This window comes from Azohydromonas australica DSM 1124 (genome assembly GCF_000430725.1).
Classification (GTDB): domain Bacteria; phylum Pseudomonadota; class Gammaproteobacteria; order Burkholderiales; family Burkholderiaceae_C; genus Azohydromonas; species Azohydromonas australica.
In genome coordinates, this window is sequence record NZ_AUMO01000038.1 from 93,478 (window position 1) to 112,728 (window position 19,251).

Sequence of the window (19,251 nt, forward strand, 5' to 3'; positions counted from 1 at the left end):
CTCTAAGTTTTTCAGCGAGACAGCAGCGCCGTATTCATTCCTGTCTGGTCGGAGGATCAAAATGCCGAGCGTGAAAAATCATGCCTATGAGCTCAGCGGCACCTTGCAGCCCGCGCCGGACGCCATGCCGGAGAGATATGGAACCAGTTTGTCCAAGGCGCTTGGCATGCGGCTGGGAGGGCACAAGGGAAATCTGAAAACGCTTGGCGATGGGCTGGTGCGACAGCTTGCCAGTGTTTGCGGCTGGGTCAAGGAATGCTTCGATTCTGATTTTGAATTGTCGCCAATTCCAGCCGCGGGCGAGCCCGTCGATCACGGATTCCGGTGGGCCGAAATCAGCTGGACGCCGATGTCTCAATACCAGTGGGGAAAATATGACATCACCGGCTGGATGGTGGACGAAGTGGTCACGTTCCTGGGGTGGGTCAACGACAGCGGGGACGCGCCGGGCAGCAGGCGCTTTGGCGCGACGGCGAGCTGCGTGTTGCAGCCCGGCCGCATGGCACCCTCGGTTTCAGGCCGCTGGATTTCAGCGCCCGTCGTCAGCCTGTCCGGCACCATCAGCGGCAGAGCGCGCCCATTCAGCGTGTGGCAACCCTTGGCGAACGAAACGGCAGCCCGTTGCTCGATGGTCTGCCGGCAAAGCATTTTTCAGGTCGATCTGGAAAATTCCAATCCCGTCCTGCTGGCTGAAAAAGAGGAGATGCGCATGCTGTTTTCCCATGAAAACGGTGGCATCGCCGAAGTCGTGCTTCCCGGCATCCAGGCCATGCCCGCTGTAGATTTTGAAATCAAGCGCGCCAATGCCGACGTCGTGGTGGAACTGGGCCTCAGCTTCGAGTTGACGGTGAAAGGCGATGACAGCCGCATCAGTTTCAATGACGACCCCGTGAAGCTGGCCTTCAGGCCGTGGGAACCCGTGGCCTATTGAACGCCTGCCGCACGCCAATGCACCTGCTGCCTCGTGCTTCGCCCTCGCACCCCAAGTGCGAAAAGCGCCTGCGCCCTTGCCAGCAGCGCAGATCCGCTTTTGCACCGGGGATTCTGGAACAGCAGCTGCACACTGCTGCTGCTCCGCTTCTCTGAAGGTCAACCCGCCACAACCTCCTCCGCCTTGCGCAGCGCAGCGCCGCCGGCGTTTTCCAGCGAGCGCAGTTGCGTTGCCAGTGCCGACTTCAGTGCCGTGGGCATGGTCGGGTATTGGTTGTCGAGCTGGTACGGGTCCGTGCGCAGGTCGTAGTACTCGCCGAAACCGTAATCCCACAGCACGAAGCTCTTGCCGCTGACGGTGCGCAGCCCGACGTAGGACTGGTAGATGCTGTTGGCTTCCGGCGTCTGGCTTTCCAGCAGCAGCGACTGGCGCCAGCGCGTCGGAGGCGTGCCGCTGAACAGCGGTACCAGCGAGCGGCCGTCCACGAAGGCCGGAGGCGTCACGCCGGCCATGGCGGCGAAGGTGGGTGCCAGGTCCACGTTGCAGCTGAGCTGGCTCACCGTGCGCCCGGCAGGGATGCCCGGGCCCCGAATCAACAGCGGCACGCGGATGCTTTCCTCGTAGGCGCGGCGCTTGTCGCCCGGGATGCGGTGCTCGCCGTGGAAGTAGCCGTTGTCGGAGCTGAACACGATGTAGGTGTTGTCCAGCTGGCCGGTGGCTTCGAGCGTGTTCAGCACGCTCTGCACCGTGTCGTCGATGGCCTGTGCCGCCTGGCGCTGGCGCCGGTAGAAGCCCTGGATGCGCCGGATGACGGTGTCGTCCAGCAGCGGCAGCCGCTGCAGCCAGCGCGGCTTGTCACTCACGTCGGCCTCGTTGAAGGAGGGCGGTCGTGGCAGCGGCAGGCCGCGAAACAGCTTCAGGTAGCGCTCAGGAGCTAGGGAAGGGCCGTGCGGCAGGTACGGCGAGAGGTACAGGAAGAAAGGCCGGCTGGGCGGGTCGGCTGCGGCTGCGCGCAGGAAACTGTTGGCACGCTGCGTCAGCAGATCGTGGAAATGGTCCTCCGGCGCGTTACCGTAGGCCACCGTCTGGCCGTTGTCGTTGACCGTGTAATTGAGCTGCCGGTACTCGTCGCCACCATTGGGTACCAGCCAGGTGTCCCAGCCCTGTGGTATGTGGTTGGGGCCGGGGGCCTTGTGCGGGTAGTTGTTGAGGTATTTGCCGATCAGCGCGGTGCGATAACCCGCGCTTTGCAGCCATACGCCCACGGTCGATGATTCGAGGCCGCGCAGGTAAAACCTCTCGAACCCTCCTGCCGGCGGTCCGTTGTCACGCACGCCATGATTGTGTCCGAACTGGCCGCGCAATATGGTGGCGCGCGAGGCGCAGCAGATGGACAGGCTGACGAAATGATTCTGGAACTCCACGCCGCGCTGGGTGATCAATTGCTTCACCCGGGGCATTTGCTGGAAAATACCGTAATCCATGTCGTCCACGAGAATGAAAAGGATGTTGGGCCTTCCCGACCCGGCCGGTGCGGCGAGCGCGGGAGCGGCCAGTCCGGCGGGCAGGGCCTGTACCAGGCGCCGCCGCGACATGTTGATGGCTTTCATGGGTTCTCCTCCAGGGATCCTGGTGCGCGAAAACTTGCCGGAAGTATTTATCGCCTCCACGCTGGGCTCATGTCGAATTGCATGAGCCTTTGAGGATGTGCCCTTGCACAGGAGCCCTTGGGGTGCCGGAGACTTTTGTGCCGATGGTTTACCACGCTGTCGAATGCGTTATTCGAAATGGACTGAAAGACTTAGATCAAAACGTGAGTGAAATGCCGTGTTCGCGGTGTGTCGATTGGTGTGGCAGGTTTTTTGAACACTATTACCCCGTGTCTTGGGTAGCCAATTCCAGGCGCGAAAATGATATACGCCAGCCGCTGAAGTCAAGGCTAACTCCGCCAATGAAATGCCTTTCATTTGTGGCGTGGACACAAGATTCAAATGACATGCGTGTTTCAGCATGCAGTTGGAAGGTTCTTCTCCAGTCGAGATCCAGGCTCAGCCATCGATACAGCCAAGTCGAGTCTGCACGGCTGACCTGCCGCGGCGGCCGGACCAGCGCGGCGCGCGGGGCTGCACCCTGCAGGCCTGGACTTCAGGCCGTGGGTGCGAGGCCCGCGCCCGAGCGGGCCGGACGCACCGTGGCGAGCAGCCAGTACACGCCGCCGCCGATCACCACGCCGAAGAACCAGCCGTACGTCCCCCACCAGGCCGGCAGCAGCGTCGTGAAGTTGGGCAGGATCGTCGAGAACACGGCGCCCACGCCGGTGGCCACCAGCGCGTTGAGGTTCCATCCGCCTTCGTAGCGGTAGCGGCCGTGCTCGTCGTACAGGGCGGGCACGTCGACGTGGCCCTTGGCCACGAGGTAGTAATCGACCAGGATGATCCCGAGCAGCGGCCCCATGGTGGCGCCGATGGCGTTGACGAAGTGCGCCGCGCCGCTCTCCCAGGGCGAGAACGGGTAGAGCACGAGGGCAATGGCCGCCGCGATGTAGCCGCCCTTCTTGAAGTTGATGCGCCGCGGGAAGACGTTGCTGACGTCGAAGGCGGCGGAGACGAAGTTGGCCACCACGTTGATGCCCAGCGTGGCCACCATGAACGTCAGCGCGGCGATGCCGGCCAGCACCCAGCTGTCGAACTTGGCCGAGATCTGCTCGGGGTGCAGCAGGACCTCGCCGTAGACCTGGAAGGCCGCGATCGTCGTCACGCCGGCCACCAGCGAGAAGGCGATCAGGTTGATGGGCAGCCCCCAGAGGTTGCCCTTGCGCACCGCGGCCTTGTCCTTGGCGTAGCGCGAGAAGTCGCAGAAGTTGAGGTACAGGGCGGCGAAGTAGGTGATCCAGGTGGCGCCCACGGCCATCAGCGCCCAGAAGGAGCCCGGCTCGCCGACGACGCCGGCGTCCTTGGTCTTCTCCAGCAGCACGTCCATGGGAATGCCGTGGCTCATGCTGAAGCCGCCGGCCTTGACGATCAGCCCGACGGCCAGCACCAGCATGGCGATCCACACCGCCGGCCCGGCCCAGTCCTGGAACCTGCGCACGGTCTCCATACCCCGCTGGATGATCAGCAGCTGCAGCGCCCAGACCAGCACGTAGCAGGCGAATTCCAGGCCCGAGTGGCCCAGGACGTGCACGTCACGGTGGAAGGCGAGCATCGACTCGTTGCGCACCAGCAGCGCCACCAGCGCACCGGAGGCCGCGGCCGTCTGCGCGCCGTACCAGAAGCAGGCGACCACGGCACGCACGAGGGCCGCCAGGTTGGCGCCCCAGACGCCGAAGCTCGCGCGCGCCAGCACCGGGTAGGGCACGCCGGTCTTTTCGCCTGCGTAGCCGATGAGATTCATGAGGAAGAAGATCACCAGCGACGACAGCCCGATGGCGAGCAGGAAGTTGGCAAAGCTGCCGCACAGCAGGAACAGGCTGGCCGCGAGGTAGTAGCCCCAGAGGCTGTGCACGTCGGAGGTCCAGACGTTGAAGATCGAGAAGGCGCCCCAGTGCCGCTCCCTGGCGGGGGCAAGGTCCTCGTTGTAGAGATTCGGGCTGGGTGGGCGGACGTCCATCGTGACCTCCTGGTTCGCAAACACCTGCACGACAAGGTAGGCCGAGAAGGCCCGGGTGTCGAAGCGCAGGCCCGCCGGCGCGGGCCTGCGCCTTCAACCGCGCCAGCAGCCGCACGCACGGCTGCTGGCGCGCGAGGGCGCCGGTCAGCGCTCCTTGCCCGCCTTCCACGCGGCCAGCAGCGTGTCGTAGGCGATGGTCTGGCCCTTGGGCTTCTCGTTGGCGAGCTTGGCCCAGGGCGCGGCCTTGGTGCTCAGGTACTTGGCCGGGTCGCCCTTGGGATTGAGCTTGGGCGCGCACTTGGCCATGCCCGCGCGCTCCAGCCGCGCCATCACCTGGTCCATCTCGTCGGCCAGGCTGTCCATCGCCGCCTGCGGCGTCTTCTCGCCGGTGACGGCCGTGGCCACGTTCTTCCACCACAGCTGGGCGAGCTTGGGGTAGTCGGGCACGTTCGTGCCCGTGGGCGACCACGCCACGCGCGCCGGCGAGCGGTAGAACTCCACCAGCCCGCCGAGCTTGGGCGCCATGTCCGTCATGGCCTTGCTCTGGATATCGGACTCTCGGATCGGCGTGAGCCCCACCAGCGTCTTCTTCAGCGAGGTGGTCTTGGCCGTCACGAACTGCGCGTACAGCCACGCCGCGGCGGTCCGGTTCTCGTCGTGGCCGGAGAAGAAGGTCCAGGAGCCCACGTCCTGGTAGCCGTTCTGCATGCCCTGCTTCCAGTACGGGCCGTTGGGTCCGGGCGCCATGCGCCACTTGGGTGTGCCGTCGGCGTTCACCACCGGCAGCCCCGGCTTGGTCATGTCCGCGGTGAAGGCGGTGTACCAGAAGATCTGCTGCGCGATCTGCCCCTGGGCCGGCACCGGCCCGGCCTCGCCGAAGGTCATGCCCATGGCTTCCTTGGGCGCGTACTTCTTCATCCAGTCCACGTACTTGGTCAGCGCGTACACCGCCGCGGGCGAGTTGGCCGCGCCGCCGCGGGCCACGCTGGCGCCCACGGGCGTGCACTTGTCGTCCGCCACCCGGATGCCCCACTCGTCGACGGGCAGGCCGTTGGGCGTGCCGATGTCGGCCGAGCCGGCCATGGACAGCCACGCGTCGGTGAAGCGCCAGCCCAGGCTGGGGTCCTTCTTGCCGTAGTCCATGTGCCCGTAGATCGGCTTGCCGTCGATGGTCTTCACGTCGTTGGTGAAGAAGTCGGCGATGTCCTCGTAGGCGCTCCAGTTCAGCGGCACGCCCAGGTCGTAGCCGTACTTGGCCTTGAACTTGTCCTTGAGGTCCTGGCGGGCGAACAGGTCGGCGCGGAACCAGTAGAGGTTGGCGAACTGCTGGTCGGGCAGCTGGTAGAGCTTGCCGTCCGGGGCGGTGGTGAACTTGGTGCCGATGAAGTCCTTGAGGTCCAGGCCCGGGTTGGTCCACTCGCGCCCCTTGCCCGCCATGTAGTCGGTGAGGTTCATGACCTTGCCGTAGCGGTAATGGGTGCCGATGAGGTCGGAGTCGCTGATCCAGCCGTCGTAGATGCTCTTGCCCGACTGCATCGAGGTCTGCAGCTTCTCGACCACGTCGCCTTCCTGGATCAGGTCGTGCTTGACCTTGATGCCGGTGATCTCCTCGAAGGCCTTGGCCAGCGTCTTGGATTCGTACTCGTGCGTGGTGATGGTTTCCGACACCACGCTGATTTCCTTGACGCCCTTGGCCTTGAGCTTGTTGGCCGCGTCGATGAACCATTTCAGCTCCGCCATCTGCTGGTCCTTGCTCAGCGTGGAGGGCTGGAACTCGCTGTCGATCCATCGCTTGGCCTCGGCCTCGCCGGCCAGCGCCTGGCCCGCCAGCGCGGTGCAGGCCGCCAGAGCCAGTGCGGTGTAGCGCAGTCTCATCGTCGTCTCCTGTTTTCGGTGGCGCCCCTGCTCAGGATCGCTGGCCCTGCCGCCCCGGGGTGCGAAGGGGCCGCAGGACCGTCGCAAAACCGTGCGCGGCCTCAGCCGCGGCGGATGACCAGCACCAGCACCGCCATCGACAGCACGAAGCTGATCCACACGCTGGGCTCGCTGTCGAGCTTGAGCCACTGCTGCAGGCGGCCCGCCACGCCGACGAAGCCCAGGTTGACGTAGGCCGCCGCCAGCAGCCCGATGAAGAGCCGGTCCCCGCGCGTGGTGGCGATGGGCAGGAAGCCCTTGCGCAGCGTGGTGGGCGAGCGGATCTCCCACAGCGTCATGCCGGCCAGCAGCACGGCGATGGCGCCGAAGAAGACGGCCACCGGCGTGGTCCAGACCATCCAGTCGAACATGGGCGGCTCCCGCTTTCAGACCCGGCCCATGGCGAAGCCGCGGGCGATGTAGTGGCGCACGAACCAGATCACGATCGCCCCGGGCACGATGGTGAGCGTGCCCGCGGCGGCCAGCACCGCCCAGTCCATGCCCGAGGCGCTGACGGTGCGCGTCATGGTGGCGACGATGGGCTTGGCGTTGACGCTGGTGAGCGTGCGCGCCAGCAGCAGCTCCACCCAGCTGAACATGAAGCAGAAGAAGGCGGCCACGCCCACGCCGGCCTTGATCAGCGGCAGGAAGATGCTCAGGAAGAAGCGCGGGAACGAGTAGCCGTCGATGTACGCCGTCTCGTCGATCTCGCGCGGGATGCCGCTCATGAAGCCTTCCAGGATCCACACCGCCAGCGGCACGTTGAACACCAGGTGCGCCAGCGCCACCGCCAGGTGCGTGTCCATCAGGCCCAGCGTCGTGTAGAGCTGGAAGAACGGCAGCAGGAACACCGCCGGCGGCGTCATGCGGTTGGTCAGCAACCAGAAGAAGACGTGCTTGTCGCCCAGGAAGCTGTAGCGGCTGAAGGCATACGCCGCGGGCAGCGCCACCGTGACCGCGATGACGGTGTTGAGCGCCACGTAGATCAGGCTGTTGATGTAGCCCGAGTACCACGAGGGGTCGGTGAAGATGGTGCGGTAGTTCTCCAGCGTGAATTCCCGCGGCAGCACCGAGAAGCTGGAGAGGATCTCGGCGTTGGTCTTGAAGCTCATGTTGACCATCCAGTAGATGGGCAGCACGGCGAACACTAGGTAGGCGAGCAGGAACAGGGTGCGCGGCCGCACGCGCAGGCGGCTGACCAGCCGCGCATGGGAGCGCGTGTTGGCGCTCGGTTGCAGGGCATCGACGCTAGCCATGGAAGCCCTCCGCCTTCTCGGCGCTGCCCACGCGCTGCATCCAGTTGTAGAGGACGAAGCACAGCAGCAGGATGATGAGGAAGTAGATCAGCGAGAACGCCGCGGCCGGTCCGAGGTCGAACTGGCCCACGGCCTTCTGCGTGAGGTACTGGCTCAGGAACGTGGTGGCGTTGCCCGGGCCGCCGCCGGTGAGCACGAACGGCTCGGTGTAGATCATGAAGCTGTCCATGAAGCGCAGCAGCACCGCGATCATGAGCACGCCGCGCAGCTTGGGCAGCTGGATGTAGCGGAACACGGCCAGGCGGCTGGCGCCGTCGATCCGCGCGGCCTGGTAGTAGGCCTCGGGAATGGAGCGCAAGCCGGCGAAGCACAGCAGCGCCACCAGCGGCGTCCAGTGCCACACGTCCATCACCAGCACGGTGAGCCACGCGTCGGTGGCGCTGCCGGTGTAGCTGTAGTCCACGCCCAGGCGCGCCAGCGCCGCGCCCAGCAGCCCGATGTCGGAGCGGCCGTAGATCTGCCAGATCGTGCCGACCACGTTCCACGGGATCAGCAGCGACAGCGCCACCACCACCAGCACGGCCGACGCGCGCCAGCCCGTGGCGGGCATGCACAGCGCCAGCAGGATGCCCAGCGGGATCTCCACCAGCAGCACCGCCAGCGAAAACCCCAGCTGGCGCACCAGCGCGCCGTGCAGCTCCTCGTCGCGCATGACGCTGGCGAACCATTCGGTGCCGACGAAGACGCGCCGCTCCGGCGAGATGATGTCCTGCACCGAGTAGTTCACCACCGTCATCAGCGGCAGCACCGCGGAGAAGGCGACGCACACGACCACGGGCAGGATCAGCAGCCACGCCCTCTGGTTGACGGGCTTCATGCGATGAGCTCCTCGTCCTTGTAGAAGCAGGTGTGCGGCCCCAGCAGCTGCAGCCACACCGTCTCGCCGGCGCGCGGCGCGGGAAACTCCCGCGGCAGCCGCACGCGCACCGCGGCGGCGGCCTCGGCCCCAGCCGTCACCAGCCAGGAGGTGCCAAGGTCCTGGACCTGCCGCACTGGCAGCGGCAGGGCGCCGGCAGCGCCGGGCTCCGCCAGGCGCACGTGCTCGGGGCGCACGCCCAGCGTGAACTCGCCCGCCTGCGCCAGTGCGGCGGCCTCGGGCACCCGGCCCAGCCGGTGCCCGCCCACCTCGACCTCGGCCCCGCTCCAGCGTGCGGGCATGAAGTTCATGCCCGGCGAGCCGATGAAGTGCCCCACGAAGCTGTGGCGCGGCCGCTCGAACAGCTCCCGGGCCGTGCCGAGCTGTACCGCGCGGCCGCGTGTCATTACCACCACCTCCTCGGCGAAGGTCAGCGCCTCGACCTGGTCGTGCGTCACGTAGACCAGCGTGAGCTTGAGCTCGCGGTGCACCTGCTTGAGCTTGCGCCGCAGCTGCCACTTCAGCTGAGGATCGATCACGGTGAGCGGTTCGTCGAACAGCACCGCCGAGACGTCCTCGCGCACCAGGCCGCGGCCCAGGGAAATTTTCTGCTTGGCATCGGCCGACAGCCCCGCAGCACGGCGGTCGAGCTGCGCGCTGAGCTCCAGCATCTCCGCGATTTGGCCCACGCGTGCCTGGATGCGCTGCGGCGGCACGCCCCGGTTGCGCAGCGGGAACGCCAGGTTCTGCGCCACGGTCATCGTGTCGTAGATGACAGGGAACTGGAACACCTGCGCGATGTTGCGCTGCTGCGGGCTGGCGTGCGTGACGTCGTGGCCGTCGAAGCGCACGCTGCCGTGCGAGGGCACGAGCAGCCCGGAGATGATGTTGAGCATCGTCGTCTTGCCGCAGCCCGACGGTCCCAGCAGCGCATAGGCCCCGCCATCGCGCAGCGTGAGCTTCAGCGGCAGCAGCGCCCAGTCCTCGTCGGTCTCGGGGTGCGGCCGGTACGAGTGCGCCAGCTCCAGCTCAATGCGTGCCATGTCAGGGCTCCTGCGGCGCGCGCAGCAGCGTGCCGTCGCCGTCGAAGAGGTAGGCCTGCGCCGGCTGCAGGTACAGCACCACCGACTCGCCCAGCGCCAAGGCGTGCACGCCGCTGAGCTGTGCCACCAGCTCGCCCACCGCGGTGTCCACGTGCACGAAGGTGTAGGAACCGGCGATCTCGGCCAGCTCCACGCGCCCGGGCAGCGCCACGTCGCCCTCGCGCGGTTGCAGCCGCAACGCGCCGGCGCGGATGCCCAGCGTGAGCTGGCCCACCAGGCGCGCCGCGGCCTGCGGCGGCAGCGGCACCGACAGCTGCAGCCCGCTGGCCAGCTGCACGCCCAGGTTCGCCGCCTGCGCGGCCATCAGGTTCATCGGGGGATCGCTGAAGGCGCGCGCCACGCGCAGCGAGGCCGGCCGGTGGAACACCTCGGCCGTGGGGCCGTACTGCAGCAGCTCCCCGGCGTCGAGCACCGCCGTCCACCCGCCCAGCAATAGCGCCTCGCCGGGCTCGGTGGTGGCGTACACCACGGTGGCGTCTCCCGTGGAGAACAGCGCGCCCAGCTCCTCGCGCAGGCCCTCGCGCAGCTTGTAGTCCAGGTTCACCAGCGGCTCGTCGAGCAGCATCAGGGGCGCCTGCTTGGCCAGCGCCCGCGCCAGGGCCACGCGCTGCTGCTGGCCGCCCGAGAGCTGCTCGGGCAGGCGCTGCAGGAAGGGCTCGATGTGCAGCCGCCGGGCGATCGCCTGCACGCGGCGCGCCATCTCCTCGCGGGGCGTGCCACGCAGCCGCAGCGGCGAGGCGATGTTGTCGAACACCGTCATCGACGGGTAGTTGATGAACTGCTGGTAGACCATGGCCACGTCGCGCTGGCGCACCGGCACGCCGGTGACGTCGCGCCCGTCCACGTGCACGCGGCCCCGCGTGGGGCGGTCCAGCCCGGCCATGAGCCGCATCAGCGTGGTCTTGCCGGCCTGCGTCGCGCCCAGCAGCACCGTGAGCGTCCTGGGGCGCAGCGCCAGGTCCAGCGGGTACAGGAAGTCCTGTGCCCCCACCCGGTGGGCGACGCCTTCGAGCTTCAGTTCCATGCGCCCTCCGCGCGCGCGACGTCCGATGCGGCCGGCAGCGGGCGCCAGTGCCGCTCGCACCACTGCCGCACCGCCTCGCGCTCGGCCGCGGTGTGGTGCAGGCCGAGCTTGGTGCGCCGCCACAGCACGTCTTCGGCGCTCCGCGCCCATTCATGGCGATGCAGGTACTCCAGCTCCACCTCGTACAGGCCCGCGGCCACCTCGGCGCCGAGCTGCGGCACGGCCGCGCCGTCGTCGAGCAGCAGCGCGATGCGGGCACCGTAGAGCCGTGCCCAGCGCCGGCGCACGGCCGCGGGCAGATCGGGCCAGCGCCGCGCCAAGGCCGCATCGAAGGCGCGCATGTCAGCCTGCGTGTCCCGGCTGTGGAGCGCCTGCGCGCCGATGAACGCCGACAGGTCGCCGCCCGGCAGAAAGGCTCCCGCGGTCCATGCGCCGGCGCGGCAGCCCAGCGCGGGCGCCAGCCGGTCCGCGGCCTCCTGGGCGAGTTTGCGGAACGTGGTGATCTTGCCGCCCCAGACGTTGAGCAGCGGGGCCGCAGCGCCGTCGAGCTCCAGCAGGTAGTCGCGGGTGACGGCCGACGCGTCGGCGGCCTCGTCATCGAGCAGCGGCCGCACCCCGGAGTAGGTCCACACGACCTGCGCCGGCTGCACCGGTTGCGCCAGGTAGCGGCTGGCCTGCGCGCACAGGTACTGGACTTCGGCCGGTTCGATGCGCGCCGGCCCCGGCGGTCCTTCAATCTCGACGTCGGTGGTGCCGATGAGCGTGAAGTCCTCCTCGTAGGGAATGGCGAAGATGATGCGGCGGTCCTCGTTCTGGAGCAGGTAGGCGTGGTCGTGGCTGAAGAGCCGCGGCACGACGATGTGGCTGCCCTTGACCAGTCGCAGCGCCTTGCGCGTGCCGTGTGCCTGCTGCGCCAGGAACGCCGCGGCCCAGGGGCCTGCGGCGTTGACCAGCGCCCGCGCCTGCACCTGCTGCACCGTGCCGTCCGCGGCCTGCAGCGTGGCTTGCCAGCCTTGCGCCTCGCGCCGCGCGTCGGCGCAGCGCCAGCGGGTGAGCACGCGGGCGCCTCGCGCGGCCGCGTCCACCGCGCACAGCGACACCAGCCGCGCGTCGTCCACCCAGCCGTCCGAGTAGACGAAGCCGCGCACGTATTGCGGCTGCAGCGCGGCGCCGGCGGGATGGCGGCGCAGGTCCACCCCCTGCGAAGCGGGCAGCAGCTCGCGCCGCGCCAGGTGGTCGTAAAGGAAAAGCCCGGCGCGGATCAGCCAGGCGGGCCGCATCGCCGGCACGTGCGGCATCACGAAACGCAGCGGCCACATGATGTGTGGCGCCGAGCGCAGCAGCACCTCGCGCTCGGCCAGCGCCTTGCGCACCAGCGCGAATTCCCGGTACTCCAGGTAGCGCAGCCCGCCGTGCACCAGCTTGGTGGAAGCAGACGAGGTGTGCTGTGCCAGGTCGTCCTGCTCGCACAGCAGCACGCGCAAGCCGCGGCCCGCCAGGTCGCGTGCAATGCCCGCGCCGTTGATGCCGCCGCCCACCACCAGCACGTCGCAAGTGGCGTGGTCAGGCAACGCAGCCGACTCGGGCCGGGCGCGGACGTCGTTCAAGCCTTGTCTCCTGGTGAACGATGTTCTGTTGTCTTCGTTTGTATTCCTGTGTTTTCGTTTTAGTTCCGATTTGGTTCGTTTTCAAGCGGACTTGTCCCCTCCGGCCCGAGGCCATGCCGGCCTAAGCTCGACCGCGTGGTGAGCCCGTTCAGCCCCAATCCACGCCAGGCCGCCTTGCTGCAGGAGGTGCAGGGACGCGGCAGCGCCAGCGTCGAGGCGCTGGCCGAGCAGTTCGGCGTGACGCTGCAGACAGTGCGGCGCGACGTGAGGCTGCTGGCCGACGCGGGGCTGGTGGCGCGCTTCCACGGCGGCGTGCGCTTGCCGGGCTCCACCACCGAGAACATCGCCTACCGCCAGCGGCAGCGGCTCAACGAGCAGGCCAAGCAGCGCATCGCGCGGGCCGTGGCGAGCGCGGTGCCCGAAGGCAGTTCACTCATCATCAACATCGGGACCACCACCGAGGCCGTGGCGCGGGAGTTGCGGGCGCACCGGAGCCTGCGCGTGATCACGAACAACCTCAACGTCGCCGCGATCCTGGCCGACAGCCCGGGCTGCGAGCTCATCATCGTGGGCGGGCAGGTGCGCGGCAGCGATCGCGGCATCGTGGGCGAGGCGGCGGTGGACTTCATGCGCCAGTTCCGCGTGGACATCGGCCTGGTCGGCATCTCCGGCATCGAGCCCGACGGCACGCTTCGCGACTACGACTACCGCGAGGTCAAGGTCGCGCGCGCGATCCTGGAGCAGTCGCGCGAGGTCTGGATGGTGGCGGACCACAGCAAGTTCGGCCGTCCCGCCATGGTCGAGCTGGCCCGCCTGTCGCAGCTCGACCGCCTCTACACCGACCGCACGCCCCCGCAGCCCTTTCCTGCGCTGCTGGCCGAGGCCGGGGTACAACTGGTGGTGGCCGCCGCCCTGGAAGCGGCCATGCCGTGAGCTTCGTTCGCCCGTGCGGCACCTTGCCGTATCGGCAATCCAGCCTTCGATATTCGGTGTTTTTCAAGCAGGGCCGGGCTCTCTACGATGGACTGCATCTCCACACCACCATCGACGCCTGCCCATGCATTCCCCAAGCGGTAGCCGACTTCGTCGCCTTCTCATCGTGTCGCCGCTGCTGGCCACGGCGCTTTACGCTGCGCCGGCCTTTGCGCAAGCCTGGCCCTCCAAGCCGATCAAGCTGGTCGTGCCTTTCCCGCCCGGCGGGGCCACCGACGTGGTGGCGCGTGCGCTAGGCGAGCGGCTGCAGGCGCGGCTGGGGCAGACGGTGATCATCGACAACCGGCCCGGCGCCAGCACGGTGATCGGCGCCGCGGCGGTGGCCAAGGCCCCGGCCGACGGCCACACCCTGCTGCTGTCGGGCTCCAGCACCTACAGCGTGGTGCCGGCGCTCAAGGCCCAGCTGCCCTATGACCCGAAGAAGGACCTGGCGCTGGTGGCCATCGTGGCGCGCGCGCCGCTGGTGCTGGTGGCCGGGCCGGCCACGCCGGTGAAGAGCCTGGGCGAGCTCATCGCGCTGGCCAAGAACAAGCCGGGCGACCTGACCTATCCCACCTTCGGCCCGGGCTCGGCGCCCCACCTGGCCGGCGAGATCTTCTCGTACGAGGCCGGCGTGAAGATGATGCCCGTGCCCTACAAGGGCAGCGCCGCGGCGGCGATGGCGGTGGTGGGCGGCGAGGTCAGCGTGGCCTTCGACACCATCGCCTCGGCCGCGCCGCACATCCGCTCGGGTAAGCTGCGCGCGCTGGCGGTGGTGGACTCCGTCCGTGCCAGTTCGCTGCCCGAGGTGCCCACGCTGGCGGAGCTGAAGCTGCCCAAGGCCACCTTCGAGGCCTGGTACGGCGTGGCCGCGCCGGGCGGCACGCCGCAGCCGGTGCTGCAGGCGGTCTCGCGCGAGCTCGCGGCCGTGATGGCGCTGCCCGAGGTGAAGGAGAAGCTGCTGGCCGTGGGCGTGGAACCCGCCTTCGGCGACGCCGGCGCCTTCGCCAGCAAGGTGCAGGCGGAAACGTCGATCTACGCTGCCGTGGGCAAGCGCGTGAACATCACCATGGACTGATGGGGCTTTCCCTGGTTGAGCGCGGTACCCTCCCGCCTGGCTTCGCAGGAGGGGCGCCATGGACGCTTCCGGCACCGATCGGCTTTTCGCCGGCTCGATTCCCGACCTCTACGACCGCTGCGTCGTACCGCTGATCTTCCAGGGCTACGCGGCCGATCTCGCCCGCCGCGTCGCGATGCTGCGGCCGGCCCGGGTGCTGGAGACCGCCGCCGGCACGGGCGTCGTCACCCGGGCCCTGGCCCAGGCGCTGCCCACTGCGGAACTGGTGGCCACGGACCTGAACCCGCCGATGCTCGAGCGCGCCCGGGCCGTCGGAGCGGCTGTTCCGGTGCGATGGCAGCCGGCCGACGCGCAGAGCCTGCCTTTCGACGATGCGAGCTTCGATGCCGTCGTCTGCCAGTTCGGCGCGATGTTCTTTCCCGACAAGGTGCGGGCCTTCTCCGAGGCCAGGCGCGTGCTGCGCCCCGGCGGCATGTTCATGTTCAACGTCTGGGACCGGCTGGAGGAGAACGAGTTCACGTGGGTCGTCACCGAGGCGCTGGCCACGGTGTTCCCCGAAGACCCGCCCCAGTTCATGCGGCGCATTCCGCACGGTTACTTCGACACGGCGCTCATCGAACGCCACCTGCGCGACGCGGGTTTCGAGTCCCCGCGTTTCGAAACCGTGGCGGCGCGCAGCCGTGCCGCCACGGCCAGCGAGCCGGCCATGGCCCTTTGCCAAGGCACCCCGTTGCGCTCCGAGATCGAGGCGCGAGGCGGCGTCGGCCTGGCGCAAGCGACCTCGGCTTGTGCTGACGCCCTCGAGGCGCGCTTCGGCGCCGGACCCGTGGACGGCAGGATCCAGGCGCACGTCGTGTGCGCCTACCGTCTGGAATGAATCCGGGCGATCCGCCCGCTTCGACAGCCGCCGCCAGGCGGCTTTTTCATGCCCGCATGTCGCTCGGGTCCACGCAAGGCAAAACGGGCAGTCCTGGGCCGCCCGCTTCGTTGCTGCAGGCCTCCGGGCCCGCGGGCAGGTGATCAGAACCGGTGGCGGATACCCACGCGCGCCCCGGTCTGGGAGGTGATGCTGGACACCCCGCCCAGCGCCGCGACCACCTGGGCGTTGAACTGCCGGTCGCGCCCGTGCGCAAGCGCCACGTAGGCGTCTGTGCGCTTGGACAGCAGGTAGTCGGCCGTCAGCGTCAGCTGCTCCGCGCCGTGGGTGCCGTTGTTGCGGCGCTGGCCTTGCAGGCCGGCGCCCAGCACCAGGGCCGGCGTCACCAGATAGGTGGCACCCAGCTCGGCCGTGGTGGCGCGGGGTTGCGTGCCGGCGTCGAAGGACACCTGCGACACCATGCCGAAGAGTTTCAATCGCTCGAACTGGTAGGCCGCGCCCGCGGCCAGAATCCGGATGTCGCCCAGCGTGGCGCTGGCATCGTGGCTGACGTAGCCGGCCAGCGAGCCCTGGAAGCCGCCCTGGGCGTAGGTCACCGACAGGGCCTGCGTGCTGCCGTTGTTGGTGGAGGCCGTCGTTTCGCCGAAGCCGTAGAGCGCACGCACGCTGAAGCCGCCCCACGCCGGCGAGACGTAGCGCACAGCGTTGTTCACGCCCGCGCCCCAGACCCGGTTGTTGAGCACGGCGCCGCCCGCGGCATAGGTGGGCAGCGACCAGGCCAGCAGCCCGGCCGGCGTGTTGGAGGCGATGGCGTAGGCGGGGAAGACCTCGCCCAGCGGGTCGTAGATGCGTCCCAGCGACAGGGCGCCCAGGCGCTCGCTGGACAGGCCCACGGAGGCCTGGCGCCCGAACAGCAGCCCGCCCTGGCCCAGGACGCCGGTGTCGAGGCTGAAGCCGTTTTCCAGCACGAAGTTGGCGCGCACCCCGCCGCCCAGGTCCTCGCTGCCGCGGAAGCCGAAGCGGTTGCCCTGGGACGAGCCGGTGTCCAGCGCCCAGAGGTCGCCGCCGCCGGCGGACTTCAGGTGGTTGGTCCAGGTGACGCCGGCATCGACGAGGCCGTAGATCGTGACCGTGGACTGCGCCTGGGCGGCGCTGGAGGCGGCCAGCGCGAGGGCCAGGGCGGCCGGGAGGTGGGCTTTGTTTTTCATGGGCAAGGGCAGGGCATGGGTGCTCGAAGGCACCCGGGGTGGGAAAAGCGAAAAGGGGGCTGCGCGCGCTCGGGCGCGCCGGGGCTACAGGCCGGCGATGGCCTGCGCCACCGTGCCGATGCAGGTGGCGTTCAGCCCGGCCAGGCAGATGCGGCCGGAGCGCACGAGGTAGATGGCGTGCTCCTCGCGCAGCCGGTCCACCTGGGCGGCCGACAGCCCGGTGTAGCTGAACATGCCGCGCTGGCGCAGCAGGTAGGACCAGTCCTGTGCCGGCCGGCGCTGCACCAGCGCGGCGTGCAGCGCGCGGCGCATGGACAGGATGCGTTGCCGCATGCCGTCGAGCTCCTGTGCCCAGGCCGCGCGCAGCTCCGGAGCGCCCAGCACCTGCGCCGCCACCCGGCCGGCGTGCAGCGGCGGGCTGGAATAGCTGCGCCGCACGGCCAGCTTGAGTTGGCCCAGCACATGCTCCGCCTGGCCGGCGTCGCCGCAGACCACGCTGAGCGCGCCGCAGCGCTCGCCGTACAGGCCCATGTTCTTGGACAGCGAGTTGGCGACGAAGCCGGTGATGCCGGCCTCGGCCAGGGCGCGCACCGGCCCGGCATCCGCATCGACGCCCTCGCCGAAGCCCTGGTAGGCCAGGTCCACGAAGGGAATCAGCCCGCGCTGCGCGCACAGCGCGGTCAGCGCGCCCCACTGCGCCGCATCCAGGTCTTCGCCGGTGGGGTTGTGGCAGCAGCCGTGCAGCAGCACCACGCTGCGCGCGGGCAGCGAGCGCAGCGTGTCGAGCATGGCGTCGAAGGCCACGCCGCGCGCCGGGTCGTGGTAGGGGTAGGCATGCACCGCCAAGCCGGCGCTTTCGAAGATGGCCCGGTGGTTGTCCCAGGTCGGGTCGCTCACCCACACCTCGCTGCCGGGCAGCCACTGGCGGATGAACTCGGCGCCCAGCTTCAGCGCGCCGCTGGAGCCGATGGTCTGCACCGTGGCGACGCGGCCCTGCGTGACGGCGGGATGCGCTGCGCCGAAGACCAGCGCGCGCACAGCCTCGCGGAAGGCGGCATCGCCTTCCATGGGGAGGTACGGCCGCGCGTCGCGCCGGGCCGTCAGCCGCGCCTCGGCCTCCAGCACCGCGGCCATGGCGGGCAGCCGCAGCGACTCGTCGGCATACACGCCGATGGACAGGTTGATCTTGTTCGGGCGTGCATCCTGCTGGAAAGCCTCGTTGAGGCTCAGGATCGGGTCGCCGGCGAAGGCGGGAACGTGTTGCAGCATGGGGCGGACTCGGCGGTCAGGAAAGGATGGTGTGGGTCCACCGGGCTCAGGCCCCGGCGCTGTTGCGGCGCGCGGCGATGGCGGCGCCCTGGTCGCCGAGGTCCCAGAACAGCCCGGCCATGAGCTGCAGCGCCTCGCGGCTCACGCTGCCGAGCAGGTGCTCGTCGGGCGCGTGCTGCGCGCAGGCGGGGTAGGAGTGCGGCACCCACAGCGTGGGCAGGCCCAGCACGTCGGCAAAGATGTCGTTGGGCAGCGTCCCGCCCAGGTTGGGCAGCAGCGCGGGCGCCTTGCCGGTGCTGTGCTCGATGGACGCCAGCGCCCACTGCACCCAAGGATCCTCCGGGTCGAGCCGGGTCGCCTCCATGCGCGGGCCGTTGGGCACCACCTCGACGTCGTCGAAGCCGTGCGCGTCCAGGTGCGCGCGCAGGTGCTGCAGAAAGCGCGCGCTGTCGCTGCCGACGACGTGGCGGATCTGGCAATGGGCCTGCGCCCGCGGCGGGATGGCGTTGACCGGCGCCTCGGGGTTGCCGGTCTTGAAAGCCAGCACTTCCAGCGTGTTCCAGGCGAACACGCGCTCGGCCGGCGTGAGGCCCGGCTCGCCCCAGTCCGGGTCGATGTCCGGCTCGCTCGCGCCGCCGCCCACCGTGATGCTCGCCAGCGCCCGGCGCACGCTCTCGGGCACGGCCGGGGGCCGCAGGCCCGGCACCAGGATGCGGCCCTGGGCGTCCACCAGCGAGGCCAGCGCGTGGGCCAGGCGGATGCCAGGGTTGCGCAGCAGCCCGCCCCAGTTGCCCGAGTGCGCGCCCTGGGCACGCAGGTCCACGCGCAGGTCGAAGTTGAGGCCGCCGCGCGAGCCCAGGAACACCGTGGGCCGCTCGGCCGACAGGCGCGGGCCGTCCGAGGCCAGGAACAGGTCGGCCCGCAGCGCCTCACGCTCCTGTTCACACAGCTCGCGCAGGCCCGGCGAGCCGATCTCCTCGCCCATCTCGATCAGCAGCGTCAGGTTGAAGCCCAGGCGGCCCCCGCGCGCCGCGAGGACCTGCTCCAGCGCCATCAGGTTGATGGTGTGCTGGCCCTTGTTGTCGGCGGTGCCGCGGCCGTACCAGCGGTCGCCCTCCACGCGAACCTGCCAGGGGTCGCGCCCCGCGCTCCACTGCGCCGCGCCGCCGCGCACCACGTCGCCGTGGCCGTAGCTCAGCACGGTGATGGGCGCATCGGACTCGGTGCGCGAGGCGATGAGGAAGGGGCTGCCGCCCGGCACCGGGTTGTCCAGGACGCGGCTGCTGAAGCCCAGCCGGCGCAGCGGCGGGCCCAGCACCTCGTCCAGGTAGGCCTGCAGTGCCGGCGCCTGCGCCGGGTCCTGGCTCTCGGTGCGGCAGGCCACGCGCGCAGAAAGTTGATCAAGAAACCGACCGTCGTCGAAGCAGGCGGCGGCGAGGGAAAGGGCGGTGCTGCGGTTCATGGCTGGGCATCGGAAATTTTGCGAC

Annotated in this window: 16 protein-coding genes; 4 read left to right on the forward strand and 12 right to left on the reverse strand. The window is 69.2% G+C overall.

Features of this window, described 5'->3' with window-relative positions; genetic code table 11:
* Nucleotides 1-61 precede the first annotated feature (61 nt).
* Nucleotides 62-931 (forward strand): hypothetical protein, encoded by an 870-nt coding sequence (locus tag H537_RS52405; RefSeq protein ID WP_156901462.1) that lies wholly within the window; start codon nt 62-64, stop codon nt 929-931.
* Nucleotides 932-1,089: 158 nt separating this feature from the next.
* Here the strand turns inward: H537_RS52405 and H537_RS41550 are convergent, their stop codons facing one another.
* The 9 genes from H537_RS41550 to glpD all read right to left on the reverse strand — a co-directional run bounded on the left by H537_RS41550 (nt 1,090) and on the right by glpD (nt 12,360).
* Nucleotides 1,090-2,541: a sulfatase family protein gene (locus tag H537_RS41550; protein ID WP_051242031.1), complete on the reverse strand. Its 1,452-nt coding sequence runs from the start codon at nt 2,539-2,541 to the stop codon at nt 1,090-1,092.
* A gap of 535 nt (nt 2,542-3,076) precedes the next feature.
* A complete protein-coding gene (locus tag H537_RS0106235) occupies nt 3,077-4,540 on the reverse strand; it encodes an NCS1 family nucleobase:cation symporter-1 (RefSeq protein WP_028997200.1) in 1,464 nt (487 codons plus the stop codon).
* A gap of 144 nt (nt 4,541-4,684) precedes the next feature.
* Nucleotides 4,685-6,415, reverse strand: a complete 1,731-nt coding sequence (locus tag H537_RS0106240; RefSeq protein WP_028997201.1) for an ABC transporter substrate-binding protein — start codon at nt 6,413-6,415, stop codon at nt 4,685-4,687.
* Nucleotides 6,416-6,516: 101 nt separating this feature from the next.
* On the reverse strand, nt 6,517-6,825 hold the full coding sequence (locus H537_RS0106245; RefSeq protein WP_028997202.1) for a DUF2160 domain-containing protein: 309 nt from the start codon (nt 6,823-6,825) through the stop codon (nt 6,517-6,519).
* Between the two features lie 15 nt (nt 6,826-6,840).
* Nucleotides 6,841-7,710 carry a carbohydrate ABC transporter permease gene (locus H537_RS0106250; protein WP_156901464.1) on the reverse strand — a complete coding sequence of 290 codons (870 nt, stop codon included), beginning with the start codon at nt 7,708-7,710 and terminating at the stop codon, nt 6,841-6,843.
* The gene (locus H537_RS0106255) at nt 7,703-8,587 is read right to left on the reverse strand and encodes a carbohydrate ABC transporter permease (protein ID WP_028997204.1); all 885 of its coding nucleotides are present in this window, start codon (nt 8,585-8,587) and stop codon (nt 7,703-7,705) included. The genes H537_RS0106250 and H537_RS0106255 overlap by 8 nt, the downstream gene beginning before the upstream one ends.
* Nucleotides 8,584-9,669: an ABC transporter ATP-binding protein gene (locus tag H537_RS0106260; RefSeq protein ID WP_028997205.1), complete on the reverse strand. Its 1,086-nt coding sequence runs from the start codon at nt 9,667-9,669 to the stop codon at nt 8,584-8,586. Before H537_RS0106260 ends, H537_RS0106255 begins: the two co-directional genes overlap by 4 nt.
* 1 nt (nt 9,670) lies before the next feature.
* Nucleotides 9,671-10,753, reverse strand: a complete 1,083-nt coding sequence (locus H537_RS0106265) for an ABC transporter ATP-binding protein (RefSeq protein ID WP_028997206.1) — start codon at nt 10,751-10,753, stop codon at nt 9,671-9,673.
* Nucleotides 10,744-12,360: a glycerol-3-phosphate dehydrogenase gene (gene glpD / locus H537_RS41555; protein WP_051242033.1), complete on the reverse strand. Its 1,617-nt coding sequence runs from the start codon at nt 12,358-12,360 to the stop codon at nt 10,744-10,746. Before glpD ends, H537_RS0106265 begins: the two co-directional genes overlap by 10 nt.
* 135 nt (nt 12,361-12,495) lie before the next feature.
* Here glpD and H537_RS0106275 point away from each other — a divergent pair, with 135 nt between their 5' ends.
* From H537_RS0106275 to H537_RS0106285, 3 genes are all read left to right on the forward strand, one after another.
* On the forward strand, nt 12,496-13,293 hold the full coding sequence (locus tag H537_RS0106275) for a DeoR/GlpR family DNA-binding transcription regulator (RefSeq protein WP_028997207.1): 798 nt from the start codon (nt 12,496-12,498) through the stop codon (nt 13,291-13,293).
* A gap of 124 nt (nt 13,294-13,417) precedes the next feature.
* The gene (locus H537_RS0106280; RefSeq protein ID WP_028997208.1) at nt 13,418-14,410 is read left to right on the forward strand and encodes a Bug family tripartite tricarboxylate transporter substrate binding protein; all 993 of its coding nucleotides are present in this window, start codon (nt 13,418-13,420) and stop codon (nt 14,408-14,410) included.
* Between the two features lie 58 nt (nt 14,411-14,468).
* Nucleotides 14,469-15,287, forward strand: a complete 819-nt coding sequence (locus H537_RS0106285) for a class I SAM-dependent methyltransferase (protein ID WP_028997209.1) — start codon at nt 14,469-14,471, stop codon at nt 15,285-15,287.
* 143 nt (nt 15,288-15,430) lie between these two features.
* On the opposite strand, the gene H537_RS0106290 is transcribed toward H537_RS0106285, so the two are convergent.
* The 3 genes from H537_RS0106290 to H537_RS0106300 form a co-directional block, all read right to left on the reverse strand.
* Nucleotides 15,431-16,495: a porin gene (locus H537_RS0106290; RefSeq protein ID WP_028997210.1), complete on the reverse strand. Its 1,065-nt coding sequence runs from the start codon at nt 16,493-16,495 to the stop codon at nt 15,431-15,433.
* An 84-nt stretch (nt 16,496-16,579) separates the two neighbouring features.
* Nucleotides 16,580-17,764: an amino acid aminotransferase gene (locus tag H537_RS0106295; protein WP_028997211.1), complete on the reverse strand. Its 1,185-nt coding sequence runs from the start codon at nt 17,762-17,764 to the stop codon at nt 16,580-16,582.
* A gap of 46 nt (nt 17,765-17,810) precedes the next feature.
* Nucleotides 17,811-19,226, reverse strand: coding sequence for a M20 family metallopeptidase (locus H537_RS0106300; protein ID WP_028997212.1), 1,416 nt, complete (start codon nt 19,224-19,226; stop codon nt 17,811-17,813).
* Nucleotides 19,227-19,251 lie beyond the last annotated feature (25 nt).